General features: G+C 65.3%; 13 protein-coding genes. 6 read left to right on the plus strand and 7 right to left on the minus strand.

Annotated features, from left to right (window positions below; genetic code table 11):
* Positions 1-4: 4 nt before the first annotated feature.
* The 6 genes from sufU to CGLAU_RS06590 are packed head-to-tail and all read right to left on the minus strand — an operon-like array spanning position 5 to position 5876.
* The gene (gene sufU / locus CGLAU_RS06565; RefSeq protein ID WP_095659998.1) at positions 5-487 is read right to left on the minus strand and encodes a Fe-S cluster assembly sulfur transfer protein SufU; all 483 of its coding nucleotides are present in this window, start codon (positions 485-487) and stop codon (positions 5-7) included.
* Positions 484-1716, minus strand: a complete 1233-nt coding sequence (locus CGLAU_RS06570; protein WP_095659999.1) for a cysteine desulfurase — start codon at positions 1714-1716, stop codon at positions 484-486. Before CGLAU_RS06570 ends, sufU begins: the two co-directional genes overlap by 4 nt.
* On the minus strand, positions 1716-2471 hold the full coding sequence (gene sufC, locus CGLAU_RS06575) for a Fe-S cluster assembly ATPase SufC (RefSeq protein WP_095660000.1): 756 nt from the start codon (positions 2469-2471) through the stop codon (positions 1716-1718). Before sufC ends, CGLAU_RS06570 begins: the two co-directional genes overlap by 1 nt.
* Before the next feature lie 25 nt (positions 2472-2496).
* A complete protein-coding gene (gene sufD / locus CGLAU_RS06580) occupies positions 2497-3678 on the minus strand; it encodes a Fe-S cluster assembly protein SufD (protein ID WP_095660001.1) in 1182 nt (393 codons plus the stop codon).
* A 1-nt stretch (position 3679) separates the two neighbouring features.
* Positions 3680-5125, minus strand: a complete 1446-nt coding sequence (gene sufB, locus CGLAU_RS06585) for a Fe-S cluster assembly protein SufB (RefSeq protein ID WP_095660002.1) — start codon at positions 5123-5125, stop codon at positions 3680-3682.
* Positions 5112-5876, minus strand: a complete 765-nt coding sequence (locus CGLAU_RS06590) for a helix-turn-helix transcriptional regulator (RefSeq protein ID WP_095661087.1) — start codon at positions 5874-5876, stop codon at positions 5112-5114. The genes sufB and CGLAU_RS06590 overlap by 14 nt, the downstream gene beginning before the upstream one ends.
* A 252-nt stretch (positions 5877-6128) precedes the next feature.
* Between CGLAU_RS06590 and mptB the strand changes: the two genes are divergently transcribed.
* From mptB to CGLAU_RS06615, 5 genes are all read left to right on the plus strand, one after another.
* Positions 6129-7772 carry a polyprenol phosphomannose-dependent alpha 1,6 mannosyltransferase MptB gene (gene mptB, locus CGLAU_RS06595; protein WP_095660003.1) on the plus strand — a complete coding sequence of 548 codons (1644 nt, stop codon included), beginning with the start codon at positions 6129-6131 and terminating at the stop codon, positions 7770-7772.
* 6 nt (positions 7773-7778) lie between these two features.
* The gene (locus CGLAU_RS06600) at positions 7779-8714 is read left to right on the plus strand and encodes an ABC transporter ATP-binding protein (protein WP_095660004.1); all 936 of its coding nucleotides are present in this window, start codon (positions 7779-7781) and stop codon (positions 8712-8714) included.
* Between the two features lie 57 nt (positions 8715-8771).
* A complete protein-coding gene (locus tag CGLAU_RS06605) occupies positions 8772-9557 on the plus strand; it encodes an ABC-2 transporter permease (RefSeq protein WP_095660005.1) in 786 nt (261 codons plus the stop codon).
* A 182-nt stretch (positions 9558-9739) separates the two neighbouring features.
* Positions 9740-10621 (plus strand): COX15/CtaA family protein, encoded by an 882-nt coding sequence (locus CGLAU_RS06610; protein WP_095661088.1) that lies wholly within the window; start codon positions 9740-9742, stop codon positions 10619-10621.
* 15 nt (positions 10622-10636) lie between these two features.
* Positions 10637-11599 (plus strand): quinone oxidoreductase family protein, encoded by a 963-nt coding sequence (locus CGLAU_RS06615; protein WP_095660006.1) that lies wholly within the window; start codon positions 10637-10639, stop codon positions 11597-11599.
* Here CGLAU_RS06615 and CGLAU_RS06620 read toward each other — a convergent pair.
* Positions 11596-12543, minus strand: coding sequence for a heme o synthase (locus CGLAU_RS06620; protein ID WP_269768561.1), 948 nt, complete (start codon positions 12541-12543; stop codon positions 11596-11598). The two genes, CGLAU_RS06615 and CGLAU_RS06620, sit on opposite strands and share 4 nt — an antisense overlap.
* Positions 12544-12784: 241 nt before the next feature.
* On the opposite strand from CGLAU_RS06620, the gene tkt reads away from it, so the two are divergent.
* On the plus strand, positions 12785-14929 hold the full coding sequence (gene tkt, locus CGLAU_RS06625; protein ID WP_095660008.1) for a transketolase: 2145 nt from the start codon (positions 12785-12787) through the stop codon (positions 14927-14929).
* Positions 14930-14943: the final 14 nt, after the last annotated feature.

A 14943-nucleotide genomic window follows, 5' to 3' on the forward strand; every position in this document is an offset into this window, starting at 1 on the left:
TTCCCTATCCCTCCGTCTCGTTGCCGTTAGCCGTATCAGTTCCGGCAGCCTCAACCGCCTCAGCGGTCGCCGCCTCGAACGCTTTCCAGCCCAGCAGCGCGCACTTCACGCGGGCGGGGAATTTGGCCACTCCGGCGAACGCGACGCCGTCGCCAATCAGCTCCGCGTCGCCTTCGATCGTGCCCCGTGAGGTCACCATCTCCTCGAACGCCGCGAGTTTCTTCCAGGCTTCGCCCACCGACAACCCAATGAGCTCCTCGGCCATCACCGAAGTCGACGCCTGCGAGATCGAGCAGCCTTCCGCGTCGTAGGAGACATCCTCGACCGTGTCGCCGTCCGCGGACAGGTGCACCCGCAGCGTCAGCTCGTCGCCGCACGACGGGTTGACGTGGTGCACCTCCGCCTCGTACGGCTCGCGCAGGCCCGCATGCTGCGGGTTCTTGTAGTGGTCCAGGATCACTTCCTGGTACATCGCTTCCAGGTTCATCGTGTGAAGAACTCCTTCGCTTTGCTTATCGACGACACCAACGCGTCAACCTCATCAAGCGTGTTGTAGAGGTAGAAGCTCGCCCGGGAGGTGGACTGCAGGTCGAGCCCTCGGTGGGCAGGCCACGCGCAGTGGTGGCCGGTGCGGATTGCCACGCCCTCGGAGTCGAGCACCTGCCCAAGGTCGTGCGGGTGCACGCCCTCGACCGTAAAGGCAATCGCGCCGCCACGCTTCTCGGCTGTCAAAGGACCGGCGATGCGCAGACCGTCGATAAGCTGCATCTGCTCGAGAGCATAAGCCGTGAGCTCGTGCTCGTGCCGGGCAATGTTTTCCATGCCGACCTCTTCGAGGAACTCGACCGCCGCGCCGAGCCCGACGACCTGCGACGTCATCTGCGTCCCGGCCTCGAAGCGCTGCGGTGCCGGGGCGTAGGTGGAGCCTTCCATCCGCACCACCTCGATCATGGAGCCGCCGGTGAGAAATGGCGGGAGGTCGTTGAGGTGCGGCGAGTACACCGCGCCGACGCCGTTCGGGCCGCACATCTTGTGGCCGGAGAACGCAGCGAAGTCGACGCCGAGCTCGCGGAAGTTGACCGGCATGTGCGGCACCGACTGGCACGCGTCGAGCACCGTGAGCGCACCGACGGCTTTCGCGCGGCGCACCATCTCGGGCACATCGGCGTGCGCGCCGGTGACGTTGGACTGGTGGGTAAACGCCACTATCTTGACGGAGTCGTCGAGCTCAAGCGAGTCGAGGTCGATGCGCCCGTCCTGGGTCATCGTGTACCACTTCAGCGTGGCACCCGTGCGCCGCGCCAGCTCCTGCCACGGCACGAGGTTGGCGTGGTGCTCGAGCTCGGTGATCACGATGGTGTCGTGCTCGGTGACTTGGAAATCGCCGGCGCGCTCGTCACCGAGCACATACGCGACGAGGTTGAGTGCCTCGGTGGCGTTCTTCGTGAAGGCGAGCTCATGCTCCTCCGCACCCACGAAGCGGGCGATCCGGTCGCGGGCCGTCTCGTATGCGTCGGTGGCTTCCTCCGCGAGCTGGTACGAGCCGCGGTGCACGGGGGCGTTGCAGCCCATTACAAAGTCGCGCTCCGCGTCCCACACCCGCTGCGGGCGCTGCGAGGTCGCGCCGGAGTCCAGATAGACCAACGGCTTCCCGTCGCGAACCGTGCGCGAGAGGATCGGGAACTCCGCGCGGATTGCTTCGACATCAAGTGCCATTAGATGAACTTCTCGTACCCTTCGGCCTCAAGCTGATCTGCGAGCTCCGGACCACCGGTTTCGACGATCTTGCCGTCCGCAAACACGTGGATGAAGTCCGGCTGCACGTAGTTCAGGATGCGCTTGTAGTGGGTGATCATGAGCACGCCGCCGCCGGTCTCGTCCTGGTAGCGGTTGATGCCCTCGGAAACCACGCGCAGCGCGTCGACGTCGAGGCCGGAGTCGGTCTCGTCCATCACGGCAAACTTGGGCTTCATCAGCATCAGCTGCATCACTTCGTGGCGCTTCTTCTCGCCGCCGGAGAATCCTTCGTTCACGGAGCGCTCGCTAAACGACGCATCCATCGACAGCGCATCGCGCGCCGCGTTGAGCTCACCTACCCACTCGCGCAGCTTCGGCGCCTCGCCGCGCACCGCGGTCACCGCAGAGCGCATGAAGTTGGAGGAGGACACGCCCGGCACCTCGACCGGGTACTGCATGGCCAGGAAAAGGCCGGCGCGGGCGCGCTCGTCGATCTCCATGTCGAGGATGTTCTCGCCGTCGAGCAGCACCTCACCCTCGGTAACCTCGTACTTCGGGTGGCCGGAGAGGGTGTAGGCAAGGGTGGACTTGCCGGAGCCGTTCGGGCCCATGATCGCGTGCGTCTCACCGCCGTTGATGGTGAGGTTCACGCCCTTGAGGATCGGAGTAGGCTCCTGGCCCTCCTCCGTCGGCAGGACGTTGGCGTGCAGGTTCTTGATTTCAAGCGTTGACATTGGGTTCCTTGTACGTGTTGGGCCGTTAGTTGTTGTTCTGCTCGAGCTCGCCTGCAACGCGGGCGATGAGTTCGTCGCGGACCGATTCCACCGGGATGTGGTTGAGCACCTCGTTGAAGAAGCCGCGGATGATCAGTCGCGTCGCTTCTCCCTCCGGGATACCGCGGGAGCGCAGGTAGAACAGCTGCTCCTCGTCGAAGCGGCCGACGGTCGCGGCGTGGCCGGCACCGGCGATCTCACCGGTCTCGATCTCCAGGTTCGGCACTGCGTCGGCGCGGGCACCGTCGGTAAGCACGAGGTTGCGGTTCGTCTCGTAGGTGTCGGTGCCGGTTGCTGCGGCGCGGATGAGCACGTCGCCGACCCAGCAGGTGCGCGCCTCCGGCAGGCCGGAGTTCTTGTCGCCTTGGAGCGCACCCTTGTACAGCACGTTGGAGCGGCAGTTGGGTACCGAGTGATCCACCAGCATGCGGTTCTCGATGTACTGGCCGGCGTCGGCGAAGTACACGCCGCTGAGCTCAACATCGCCGCCCGGGGCTGCGAAAGTCACGCGCGGAGTGAGGCGCACGATCTCACCGCCGAACGCCGCGACGGTGTGGCGCAGCGTCGCGTCGCGCTCAACGCGGATCGACTGCTGGCCTACGTGCACGGTGTCGCGTGCCCACTCGGTGTCCACCACCGCGTTCACGTGGGAGCCCTCGCCGATGTTCCAGTTCACGTTGTCGGCGTGGGTGCCGGAGCCTTCGTAGCGCACGATGACGGTGGCTTGGGAGTGCGCGCCGGTTTCAACGAGAATCGTCGCGAACGTGGTCGCGTCCAAGCCGGCACCGGTCACGGTGACCACGATCGGCGCATCGAGCACTGCATCGGCAGGCACCGTGATGATGGTGCCGTGCTCTGCTGCGCTCCACGCCTGGGCGGCCACGCGGTCGACGGGGCCGCCGGCGACCCGTAGGCGCTCATCCGAGGCGGGGACTTGCTCGACGATGACGTTGGACGGGCCGTCGATACGCACCTGCGCTGGGGCCTGCTGGGCGAACTCTCCGGTGTGCAACCCGCGGAGCCTACGCAGCGAGACGAAGCGCCAGACCTCGTCGCGGCCGGAGGGAACCGGGAAATCCGCGACGTCGAAAGACTGGAACAGGTCGCCCTTGTTGTTGTGCGTGGTTGCGTTGCCAACTGGGGTTACTGGGGTGACAGGAGTGGTCAATCTAGCCCACCGATCCTTCCATTTGCAGCTCGATGAGGCGGTTGAGCTCGAGGGCGTATTCCATCGGCAGCTCCTTGGCAATCGGCTCGACGAAGCCACGCACGATCATCGCCATCGCCTCTTCCTCCGGGATGCCGCGCGACATGAGGTAAAACAGCTGCTCCTCGCTGACCTTGGACACCTTCGCCTCGTGGCCGAGGGTGACGCGGTCATTGCGGATGTCGTTGTACGGGTAGGTGTCGGAGCGGGAAATGTCGTCCACCAGAAGCGCGTCGCACTCAACATTGGACACGGAGTTGGAAGCGTTCGCGTTGACCTGGATCAGGCCGCGGTAGGCGGATCGGCCACCGCCGCGAGCGACGGACTTCGACACCACGGACGACGACGTGCGCGGTGCAAGGTGCACCATCTTCGCACCGGTGTCCTGGAACTGACCCTCGCCGGCGAACGCGACGGAGAGCACCTCGCCGCGGGCGTGCTCACCGGTCATCCACACGGCCGGGTACTTCATGGTCACCTTGGAGCCGATGTTGCCGTCGACCCACTCCATAGTCGCGCCTTCCTCGGCGCGGGCGCGCTTGGTCACCAGGTTGTAAACGTTGTTCGACCAGTTCTGGATGGTGGTGTAGCGGCAGCGGCCGCCCTTCTTCACAATGATCTCGACCACAGCGGAGTGCAGCGAGTCCGACTTGTAGATCGGTGCGGTGCAGCCCTCGACGTAGTGCACGTAGGCGTCTTCGTCGACAATGATCAGAGTGCGCTCGAACTGGCCCATGTTTTCCGTGTTGATGCGGAAGTAGGCCTGGAGCGGAATGTCCACGTGGACCCCCGGCGGCACGTAGATGAAGGAACCGCCAGACCACACCGCCGAGTTCAGCGCGGAGAACTTGTTGTCGCCGGCCGGAATGACGGAACCGAAGTACTCCTGGAACAGCTCCGGGTGCTCGCGCAGGCCAGAGTCCGTGTCCACGAAGATAACGCCCTTCTCTTCCAGGTCCTCGCGGATCTGGTGGTAAACCACCTCGGACTCATACTGGGCAGCCACACCCGCAACCAGGCGCTGCTTCTCAGCTTCGGGGATGCCCAGCTTGTCGTAAGTGTTCTTGATGTCCTCGGGCAGGTCGTCCCAGGTGGTGGCCTGTTCCTCGGTGGAGCGCACGTAGTACTTGATGTTGTCGAAGTCGATGTCGCTCAAATCGGCGCCCCAAGTGGGCATCGGCTTCTTCTCGAAGATCTCGAGCGCCTTGAGGCGCTGGTTGAGCATCCACTCCGGCTCGTTCTTGATGCCGGAGATGTCGCGGACGACATCCTCGCTCAAACCGCGCCGGGCAGAAGCGCCCGCCACGTCGGAGTCGTGCCATCCGTAGTTGTAGGCACCGATGGACTCGATGATCTGATCATCATTCATCGGGGTTTCAAGGCCGGGTGCTGGGTTAGCTTTCGTCATTGTTGCCGCTCCTTTCATAATTGTCTCCTGCCGCAGAAGCGGGTGCGGCGAGAGGGATGTTGGTCGTGCAAATGCCGTGCCCGTTCGCAATGAGCGCGAGTGGCTGAACGTGCCGACCCACGAGTTGAGAAATGGCCTCATGCTCTACGTCGCACAGCTCCGGGTGCTTCGCCGCAACCGCGGAAACTGGGCAGTGGTGCTGGCAGATTTGGATCCCGCCGCCGGCGCGGGTCACCGAAGTCGCGTAACCGTGCTCCTCGAGCGCGGCGGCAACCTCGGCGACTATCGCCTCAACGTCATCGGCGCTATCAGCGTCAGTAACGCCATCAACATCCGCAGCACCGGCACTTTCAGCACCGTTCGACACCTCGCCCCGCACGCCGCGCAGAATCTTCGCGATCCGCCCCTGGGCAAAGGCGCGCACCGCGTCGTCGCCCCCGAGCGATTCGATGAGATCTACGGCGTCGAGCGCGAGCTCGTCGTACGTATCGCCGAAGTGGCTTCGCCCCTGGTCAGTCAGCCGGAAATACTTCGCCGGGCGCCCGCGCCCGACTTCCGCGCCCGCCACGGAGTTCGCCTCGCAGGTTTCTACGAGTGCATCCGCGATCAGGGCATCAAGGTGACGGCGCACACCTGCGGGGGTGAGCCCCAGCTCCGCGCCAAGCTCGGTGGCGGTGACGGGTCCGCGCTTGAGCAGCTGCGACATAATCTTTCGCCGCGTATCGCCGCCGACACTGCGCGTAGTCGCCATCGTCTCCACCTCACTTCCCTCGAGTTCCGGCGCAACCAAGTGCTTCGCCTTTTCACAACACTAGTGTGCGTTAATTCATTTCGCCCCTAAGGGTCGCCTTGCTCAAAGGGGGCATTTCGCTTGACGACGGTCCCCCGCGCCCCCGCCCAACCGCGCCAAATAGAATCTGCCGGTGTGAACCTCCGCCGCCGTACAGCACGCCCAGCCCGCAAGGGTGCTTCGAGCTTGTCCGTGCGCAACGCGCTGCCTCGGATGGGTAATCCGGGGTCTCGATCAAGCTCGCTGCATGACAGTTCGGGGGTGGGAACGGGCGCGGGTGAGGCGTCGATAAGCGAAAAGAAGCTGCTTTTCTTGCTGCGATGGCTGGGTGCGGTGGGTGCCCTGCTGATGGGGCTGGGTGGCTTGGGCGGCGGCGCGCTGCCGGTGGTGGACAACCCGTGGTTTGGGCTGCCTGGTGGCGCTCTTATGGGGCGGATGATGCTTGCGTCGTCCTCGGTTGTGTTGGTCGGGGTGGGGCTGATGGTGGCTGCGTGGCTCATGATGGCACCGCTGATTGGGGTTGGCCGGAGCCCCGCGCGGGTGCCGGCGCGGGTGATGGTGGGGACGTTTATCGCGTGGACCGCACCCTTGCTGATCACTGCTCCCCTGTTCACGCAGGACATTTACTCGTATCTTGCCCAGGGGTCGATTGTGCGACAGGGTATCGACCCGTACTCTGCGGGTCCGGTGGAATTGCTCGGCGCCGAGCATCACCTCGCACGCTCGGTGCCGTTCATTTGGGCGGAGTCCCCGAGCCCGTACGGCCCGGTCGCATTGGGGATCGCGGCGGGGATCTCGGCGTTGACGAACGACGACATCTTCGCCGGTGTGCTCACCCACCGGGCGATATCGTTTTTCTTTGTCTTGATCGCGGCGTGGGCAACGGTTGCGCTGGCGAAGCGATGCAACGTGCACCCAACGACTGCGCTGTGGCTCGGGGTGTGCAATCCCCTGACCATCCTGCACCTGATCGGTGGCATCCATAACGAAGCGATTATGGCTGCGTTCATGCTGGTCGGCCTCGAGGTGGCGTTCCGTGGCCTGGAGCGGTTGGACCGCCACGGACTCGGCGATGCCGCGGGCTGGGCACTGTTCGTGCTGTCAGGTGCGCTGCTGACCTGCGGTGGCTTGGTGAAAGTGACCGGGTTTGTCGCACTCGGGTTTACAGGGATGGCGCTCGCGCGGGTGCTCCGGGCGCGCATGAATTCGCGCATGAATTCGCGCAGGGGAATGCGCGGGCGTGCGCGGGCGCTGGTGGCTGCCGCGATCGCAGCCGCCGTGGGGCTGCAGGCGGCGGTCCTTGCCGCGACTGCCGTGGTTTCGTCCTGGGTCAGCGGCATCGGATTTGGCTGGGTGACAGGCCAGGGCGGGGCTGCCGAGATTCGCAGCTGGATGTCGGTAACTACTGACATTGGGATCGCTGCCAGCCAGATGGCGATGCGGCTGGGCTTGGGCGACCATTCCGATGCGATGCTCTTGGTCACCCGCGGCGCCGGGCTTTTGGTGGCGGGTGCCTTCATGATCCGCATGCTGTGGGCGACGTTTACCGGCGGGATTCACCCGATCGGCGGGCTCGGCGTTTCCATGCTTGTGCTGGTTGCACTGTTTCCGGTCGTGCACCCGTGGTACCCGCTCTGGGCACTGCTGCCGCTTGCGGCGTGGGCGAACCGGCCAGCCTTCCGCACCGCGGTGGCGGTGATCAGTGCCACCTTCTGCTTCCTCGTGCTGTCACGCGGCCTCGCGCTGCCGCCCGACGCTGTGGCCACCATCTACACCACCGCTGCGGCGTGCTTCTCAGTACTCGCCTTGTGTGTCTGGATCTGGTGGCAGCGGCGCGGGCGCCTCGCGCTACGATAACCAGCCATGGACCACGCGCTTGTTGTCGATTCCGTGGTGAAGCGCTTCGGCGACACCACCGCCGTCGACGGCATGACATTTTCGGCCGCCCGCGGAGAGATCCTTGCGCTGCTCGGCCCGAACGGCGCCGGTAAGTCGACGCTGATCGACATGTGCACCGGGTTCGCCTCCCCTACCGACGGGTCAATTCGGGTACTTGGGATCGACCCGGCTACCCACCCGCAAAGGGTCCGCGACCGAATCGGGATCATGCTTCAAGAGGGCGGCGGCTACTCCGCAGCGTCCGTTAACCAGATGCTCAAGTTGGCGACCGCCTACCACCTCAATCCGCATGACCCGCAGTGGTTGTTGGAGCTGCTCGGCCTTGAGGGTGTTGCCAACACGTCGTACCGCCGGCTCTCAGGTGGCCAGCGACAGCGGCTCTCGCTGGCGTTAGCGATCATCGGCAGGCCCGAGCTTGTCTTCCTCGACGAGCCGACAGCTGGACTGGATGCGCAATCGCGCCACGCCGTGTGGGAAATCGTCGAGGCGCTCAAACGCGACGGCACGACCGTGGTGGTGACCACCCACCTCATGGATGAGGCGGAGGCGCTCGCGGACCAGGTGGTCATCGTGGATCGTGGGCGAGTCGTGGCAAAGGGCACCCCCGCGCAGCTCATTGCCCAGGAGGAAGCCAGAGCCGACGCGGCGACTATCACCATTGAGACAGCCACGGCGCTCGACCTGGCGGCGTTAAATGAAGTACTCGCCCCCTTTAGCCTGGCGGCGGAATCGCTTCGCCACCTGCGCTACCTGATCCACGGCGCAGGGACTCCCGAGGTCCTTGCAGCCCTTGCTGCCGAGGCGGCGCGCCAAGGCGTGCTCATCCGCGACCTCGCTGTCGCCCACCACAGCCTCGAAGATGTCTTCTTGTCCCTCACCGGCCGAGAGCTGCGGAGCTAACCCAGCGAAACCGCCGAACCCACCTAACCCAGCGAACTCACCGAAAGGAGAATCCGCATGACGCACGCCGACGCCCCAGCAAGCCGCCGCATTGCCCCAGGCACATTCACTCCGGATCCGCACCCCGCGCCCCTCCGCTCCATGGCCGCTGCCCAAGGCCGCCTCGAGGCCCGCCTCATGCTGATGCACGGCGAGCAGCTCCTGCTCAACATCATCATCCCCGCAGCCCTCCTCGTTGGCACCGTCATCATGCCTGTCTTCGGCGACATCGGTTTCGGCGTCATCGTGCCCATGGTGTTCGCGGCGGCGGCGACCTCGGTGGGCTTCACTGGCCAGGCAATCGCGCTTGCCTTCGACCGTCGTTACGGCGCGCTCAAGCGAGCCGGGGCGTCAGGCGCGCCGCCCTGGGTGATCATCAGCGGCAAAATCATCGGAGTCCTGGCCGTGGTGGCGGTGCAGATCCTCATTCTCGGTGCCCTCGCGCTCGCGCTCGGGTGGCGCGTCAGCGCGGGCGGGGCCATTGCCGGCCTGGCCACCCTCCTCGTCGGCGTCGCTGTGTTCACCTCGCTCGGGCTCTACCTCGGTGGCTCTTGGTCGCCCGAAGTCGTGCTCGCGGTGGCCAACCTGATCTGGATTGTGCTCATGGGCACGCTCGGCTGGGTGGTCTACTCCTTCGACATCACCGACGCTGGGTGGTGGTACTTGGTGCCATCGGTCGCGCTCACCGGCGCGCTGATTGACGCGTTCCAGCTCGCTTTCAACGCGCCAGCGTGGCTCGCGCTCATCGGTTGGGGCATCGCAGGAGCCTTGGCGGCGGCGCGCTGGTTCCGGTTCGACGCCTAAGCGGATGGGTGGATCTGGGCAGCTGTCAGTTAAGCTAAGCCCCGAAGGCACTCATACCAAAGTTGGAGAGGAAGGGAGCGTCCGTGAGCACCACGCACGCGAGTACGGCTGGGGCGGATAAAGGGGCCGTCGATAAGCGAAAAAGCTCCGGGCCGAGCGTGAAGCTCCAGCGAACTTTGGCAATGATCCTGCTGCTGTGCCAGGGCGGCATCACCGTGACCGGCTCGCTGGTGCGAGTCACCGGATCGGGCCTGGGCTGCAATACCTGGCCCCTGTGCCACGAGGGCTCGCTTGTGCCGGTGGCCGGTGCCGCGCCGTGGATCCATCAGGCGATCGAATTTGGCAATCGTCTGCTCGCTTTCGTGGTGGCCGCGGCCGCTGTCGCGGTCCTGGTCGCGGTGTACCGTGCGTCGCGCCGCTCCGAGATCAAGAACCTCGCCATCGCCTCCCTTGCTGGCGTGGCGCTGCAGGCGATCATCGGCGGCATTTCCGTGCTGCTGGATCTGCGGTGGTGGTCTGTGGCGGTGCACTTCCTACCGTCGATGGTGCTGGTGTTCATCGCCGCCGTGCTCTACATGCGCATCGCTGAGCCGGACGATGCCGCTCCGACCACCCGCTACCCAAACGCCGTGCGGACCTGGGTGATCGCAGCCGCCGTCGCCGTGTGCTTCGTGCTGGTCACCGGCACGATGGTGACCGGTTCCGGGCCGCACTCGGGCGACTCGGGAGTGGGCATGGAGGGCCGCCTCCAGCTGGACACACAGCTGCTCGCCTACGTCCACGCCGCCTGCATGTACATCTACCTCGGCGCGACCCTGGCCAGCGTCTACCTGCTGCGCCGCCACCACGCGCCGAAGGACGCGTTCAACACCGCGCTGGTGCTCGTCGGCATGATCGTCGTGCAGTGGGCAATCGGGGTCGCACAGTTCTACCTCGGCGTGCCGCGTTGGACGGTGCCGATGCACATCGCGATGAGCTCCGTCGTGGTGGCGTTCTCCGCATTCCTCTACGCGCACGGCAAGCGCCGCCTGCCGCTGCTCACTGAACGCTCCGCCAAAGTCTAAGTACGGTGGGATGGTATGAAAGCCATCCAAGTCTCAGAACACGGCGGGCCTGAGGTCCTCCGCTACACCGATGTCGACGCACCGCAGCCTTCAGAGGAGCAATTGCTTATCGACGTCTCCTTTACCGGCGTCAACTACATCGACACCTACTTTCGCTCGGGAACGTACCCGCAGGAGGTGCCGTACATCCCCGGCACTGAGGGGTCTGGCCGCGTCGTCCACGACCCGAAGGGCGAGATCTCCGAGGGCACACTTGTGGCGTTCAACGAGGCGGTGGGTACCTATGCAGAACAGACCGTAGTGAACCGAAACCGCGTGGTCGCAGTGCCGGAGGGAGTCGCCCCTGAGGTGGCCGCGTCGATGCTGTTGCAGGGCATGACGGCGCACTACCTCACCGAGGGTGTGTGGCACGTGGACGCGGACACGTCGCTGGTAGTCACCGCAGGTGCGGGCGGCGTTGGGTTGATTCTTACCCAGATGGCGGCGGCGAAGGGGGCACGGATCTTCTCTGTGGTGTCTACCGAGGAGAAGGCCGTGCTAGCTCGCGCAGCGGGCGCTACCGAGGTGTTCACCTACTCCGACGACTTGGCTGATCGCATCAAGGCGGCCAACGGCGGCGAGGGTGTCGACGTGGTCTACGACGGCGTGGGCAAAGACACCTTCGACTTCGCACTCGACGTCACCCGGCGCCGCGGGATGGTGTGCTCCTTCGGCTCCGCCTCCGGCGACGTTGAGCCGTTTGAGATCCAGCGCCTCAACCGCGACGGCTCGCTGTTTCTCACCCGCCCGAAGCTCGGGGACTACACCGCAACTGACGACGAGTTCCGGCTCCGCGCCCAGGCCGTCGCCCGCGGCGTGGAAGACGGCACGCTGTCCTTCCGCATCCACCCGCCGTATGCACTCGAGGACGCGCGCCAAGCGCACGAGGATTTGCAGGCGCGTAAGACGACGGGATCTGTGGTCTTGCGGGTGGGTTAGAGGCCGAACACCGTCGGTAGGCCCAACACCGCGTCCACCGATAGGCCGAGGAAGAGCGCGGCGAGGTAGTTGTTCGACAAAATGAACAGCTTCAGCGGCTTCACCTCGGCACCAGCCTTGATGCCGTTGTGCAGCCGGGTGGCCATGATGAGGAATGCTGTGCCCGACGCCACCGCGACGGCCAGGTAAATCCAAGACGCCGCCGGCACAAGCAGCAGCGACGTCGCCACCGTGAGCCAGGAGTACAGCAGGATCTGCCTGGTGGTTTCCTCTGGAGAGGCGACCACGGGCAGCATTGGCACGTTGGCGCGGGCGTAGTCGTCCTTGTACTTCATGGCCAGCGCCCACGTGTGCGGCGGTGTCCAGAAGAAGATGATCATGAACATCACGATCGCCTGCCACCAGCGATCCGGGGAGCCGTCGTGGACGTTGTCGCGGATCACGGCCCAGCCGACCAGCACGGGCATGCATCCAGCTGCTCCGCCCCAGATCACGTTCTGCCAGGTCCGGCGCTTGAGCCACTTCGTATACACGAAGATGTAGAACACGTTTGTCAGCACGATGAACAGCGCCGCGAGCCACGAGTTGCAGACGAAGCCTAGGAACAACACGGACGCGACCAGCAGCGTCCAGGCGAATACCGCGGCCTTCTGCTTAGTCACCCGTTCACGCACCAGCGGGCGCGCACGTGTTCGGCCCATGAGTTGGTCGATATCGTAGTCTGCGACCATGTTGAAAGTGTTGGCTGCGGCCGCGCCCATCCAGCCGCCGAGGAGCGTGCCCAGAATCAGCCACAGGTGCACCTCGCCGCGGTGGGCCTGGAGCATCGCGGGTATTGCGGCGACGAGGAGGAGCTCGATGACCCTCGGCTTCGTCAACGCGAAATACGCCTTGATGGTCTCCAATACGTCTCCTTCACCACAGTTGCCGGTGGCTTCGACGATCCTTTGTCGGCCCCGGCATCATTCCTTTGGTTGATACTAGTCTCCGGGTTGCAGGGGCAGCGAATCGCCGGGCTTGAATTTGGTGCACGCTTGTCGACGGCCCTTTCAACGGCCCCAGTGCAACCGTTGCACAACCCACCCCCACCCCGTACCTGGCGCGGTAGAATCCCTGGTGCACCAAACACATCTACAAAGTGAGGAAACTGTGCCAGAGTCAACGCTGCCCCCCGAACTTCAGGCCATGGCCGTCCGTAACTACCCGGGCGACTGGACGGAGACCGATACAAGGGCAGTGGACACCGCGCGCGTCCTCGCTGCCGATGCCGTTGAGAACTGCGGTTCCGGTCACCCGGGCACGGCAATGTCGCTGGCACCGTTGGCTTACACGCTGTTCCAGCGCGTCATGGGCATCGACCCGGCCGACCCGAAGTGGCTCGGCCGCGACCGCTTCGTGCTGTCTAACGGCCACTCTTCACTGACCCAGTACATCCAGCTGTACCTCGGCGGCATGGGCCTAGAGATGGAGGATCTGAAGGCGCTGCGCACCTGGGCCTCGAAGACGCCGGGCCACCCGGAGTACAACCACACCGATCACATCGAGATCACCACCGGCCCACTCGGCCAGGGTCTCGCCTCCGCGGTCGGCATGGCGATGGCGGCGCGCTACGAGCGCGGCCTTCTCGACCCGGACGCTGCTCCCGGTGAGAGCCCGTTCGACCACTACATCTACGTGATCGCCGGCGACGGCTGCCTCCAGGAGGGCGTCACCTCCGAGGCATCGTCGCTCGCAGGCACCCAAAAGCTGGGCAACCTCATCCTGTTCTGGGACGACAACCGCATCTCCATCGAAGACGACACGCAGATCGCCTTCACCGAGGACGTGCTCGCACGCTTTGAGGCGTACGGTTGGCAGACGCTAACCGTGGAGTCCGGCGAGGACGTCGCCGCCATCGAGGCCGCCGTCGCAGAGGCGAAGGCTGAGACCTCCCGGCCGACCATCATCCGCGTCAAGACGGTGATCGGCTACCCGGCCCCGACGCTGATGAACACCGGCGCGATCCACGGCGCGGCACTTGGCGCAGACGAGGTCGCCCGCGTCAAGGAGGCGCTCGGCTTCGACACCGACGTGCACTTCCCCGAAGAGGCCGAGGTCATCGAACACACCCGCAAGCTGCGCGACCGCGGAGCTGAGAAGCACGCCGCTTGGCAGGAGCGTTTCGACGCCTGGGCCGAGGCGAACCCGGAGGCGAAGGCGCTGCTCGATCGCATGCGAAACCGCGGCCTGCCGGAGAACTGGGCAAACGAGTTCCCAACCTGGGAGCCGGACGCGAAAGGCCTGGCCACCCGCAAGGCATCCGAGGCCGCCATTCAGGCCGCCGCAGCAGCACTTCCGGAGCTCTGGGGCGGCTCGGCCGACCTCGCCGGTTCCAACAACACGCTGATCAAGGGCGCTGCCTCCTTCGGCCCGGAGGAGATCTCCACCGAGATGTTCACGGCACACCCGTACGGCCGCAACCTGCACTTCGGCATCCGCGAACACGCCATGGGCGCCGTGATGAACGGCATTAACCTGCATGGACCGACCCGCGTCTATGGCGGCACCTTCCTGATCTTCTCGGAGTACCTCTACCCCGCCATCCGCGTCGCGGCGCTGTCCGGCATCGACGGCTACTACGTGTTCACCCACGACTCGATCGGTCTCGGCGAGGACGGCCCGACCCACCAGCCGGTGGAGACCCTCGCTGCCCTGCGCGCCATCCCGGACCTCGCCGTGATCCGCCCGGCGGACGCCAACGAGACTTCCGCCGCGTGGCGCGCGGCGCTCGAGGCAAAGCCGCAGCCGAAAGCGCTCGCGCTCTCGCGCCAGAACCTGCCGGTGCTCGAAGGCACCAAGGAGAAGGCCTACGAAGGCATGAAGCGCGGCGGCTACGTCCTAGTGCAGGAGTCAGGCGACAAAGCGGATCTTGTGCTTATCGCAACCGGCTCCGAGGTTCAGTACGCCGTCGAGGCAGCTAATCAGCTCGAGGCCGATGGCGTTTCCACCCGCGTGGTCTCGATGCCGTGCATGGAGTGGTTCATGGAGCAGGACGATGCCTACATCGACGAAGTCCTGCCGCGCGACGTGCAGGCGCGCGTCACCGTCGAGGCCGGTGTCTCCATGCCGTGGTTCCGCTTCCTCGGCGAGCACGGCCGCGCCGTCTCGCTGGAGCACTTCGGTGCCTCGGCACCGGGTTCGGAGCTGTTCGAGCGCTTTGGCTTTACGACGGACAACGTGGTCCGCGTCGCCCGCGAAACCCTCGAGTGCGTCGCAAACAATCACACGGTGCCCGTCAGCGAGCGCGTCGGCGAGACCGAATCTGAACCCACCCGCGGCGACGGCAAGTAATCCACTCCCCACGT

The organism is Corynebacterium glaucum (assembly GCF_002287505.1).
Classification (GTDB): domain Bacteria; phylum Actinomycetota; class Actinomycetes; order Mycobacteriales; family Mycobacteriaceae; genus Corynebacterium; species Corynebacterium glaucum.

What these genes read in the sequence shown, in the direction of transcription:
- sufU (WP_095659998.1), bottom strand. Translation starts at nt 487, where the DNA reads ATGAACCTGGAAGCGATGTACCAGGAAGTGATCCTGGACCACTACAAG.
- CGLAU_RS06570 (WP_095659999.1), bottom strand. Translation starts at nt 1,716, where the DNA reads ATGGCACTTGATGTCGAAGCAATCCGCGCGGAGTTCCCGATCCTCTCG.
- sufC (WP_095660000.1), bottom strand. Translation starts at nt 2,471, where the DNA reads ATGTCAACGCTTGAAATCAAGAACCTGCACGCCAACGTCCTGCCGACG.
- sufB (WP_095660002.1), bottom strand. Translation starts at nt 5,125, where the DNA reads ATGACGAAAGCTAACCCAGCACCCGGCCTTGAAACCCCGATGAATGAT.
- CGLAU_RS06590 (WP_095661087.1), bottom strand. Translation starts at nt 5,876, where the DNA reads ATGGCGACTACGCGCAGTGTCGGCGGCGATACGCGGCGAAAGATTATG.
- mptB (WP_095660003.1), top strand. Translation starts at nt 6,129, where the DNA reads ATGGGTAATCCGGGGTCTCGATCAAGCTCGCTGCATGACAGTTCGGGG.
- CGLAU_RS06600 (WP_095660004.1), top strand. Translation starts at nt 7,779, where the DNA reads ATGGACCACGCGCTTGTTGTCGATTCCGTGGTGAAGCGCTTCGGCGAC.
- CGLAU_RS06605 (WP_095660005.1), top strand. Translation starts at nt 8,772, where the DNA reads ATGACGCACGCCGACGCCCCAGCAAGCCGCCGCATTGCCCCAGGCACA.
- CGLAU_RS06610 (WP_095661088.1), top strand. Translation starts at nt 9,740, where the DNA reads ATGATCCTGCTGCTGTGCCAGGGCGGCATCACCGTGACCGGCTCGCTG.
- CGLAU_RS06615 (WP_095660006.1), top strand. Translation starts at nt 10,637, where the DNA reads ATGAAAGCCATCCAAGTCTCAGAACACGGCGGGCCTGAGGTCCTCCGC.
- tkt (WP_095660008.1), top strand. Translation starts at nt 12,785, where the DNA reads ATGGCCGTCCGTAACTACCCGGGCGACTGGACGGAGACCGATACAAGG.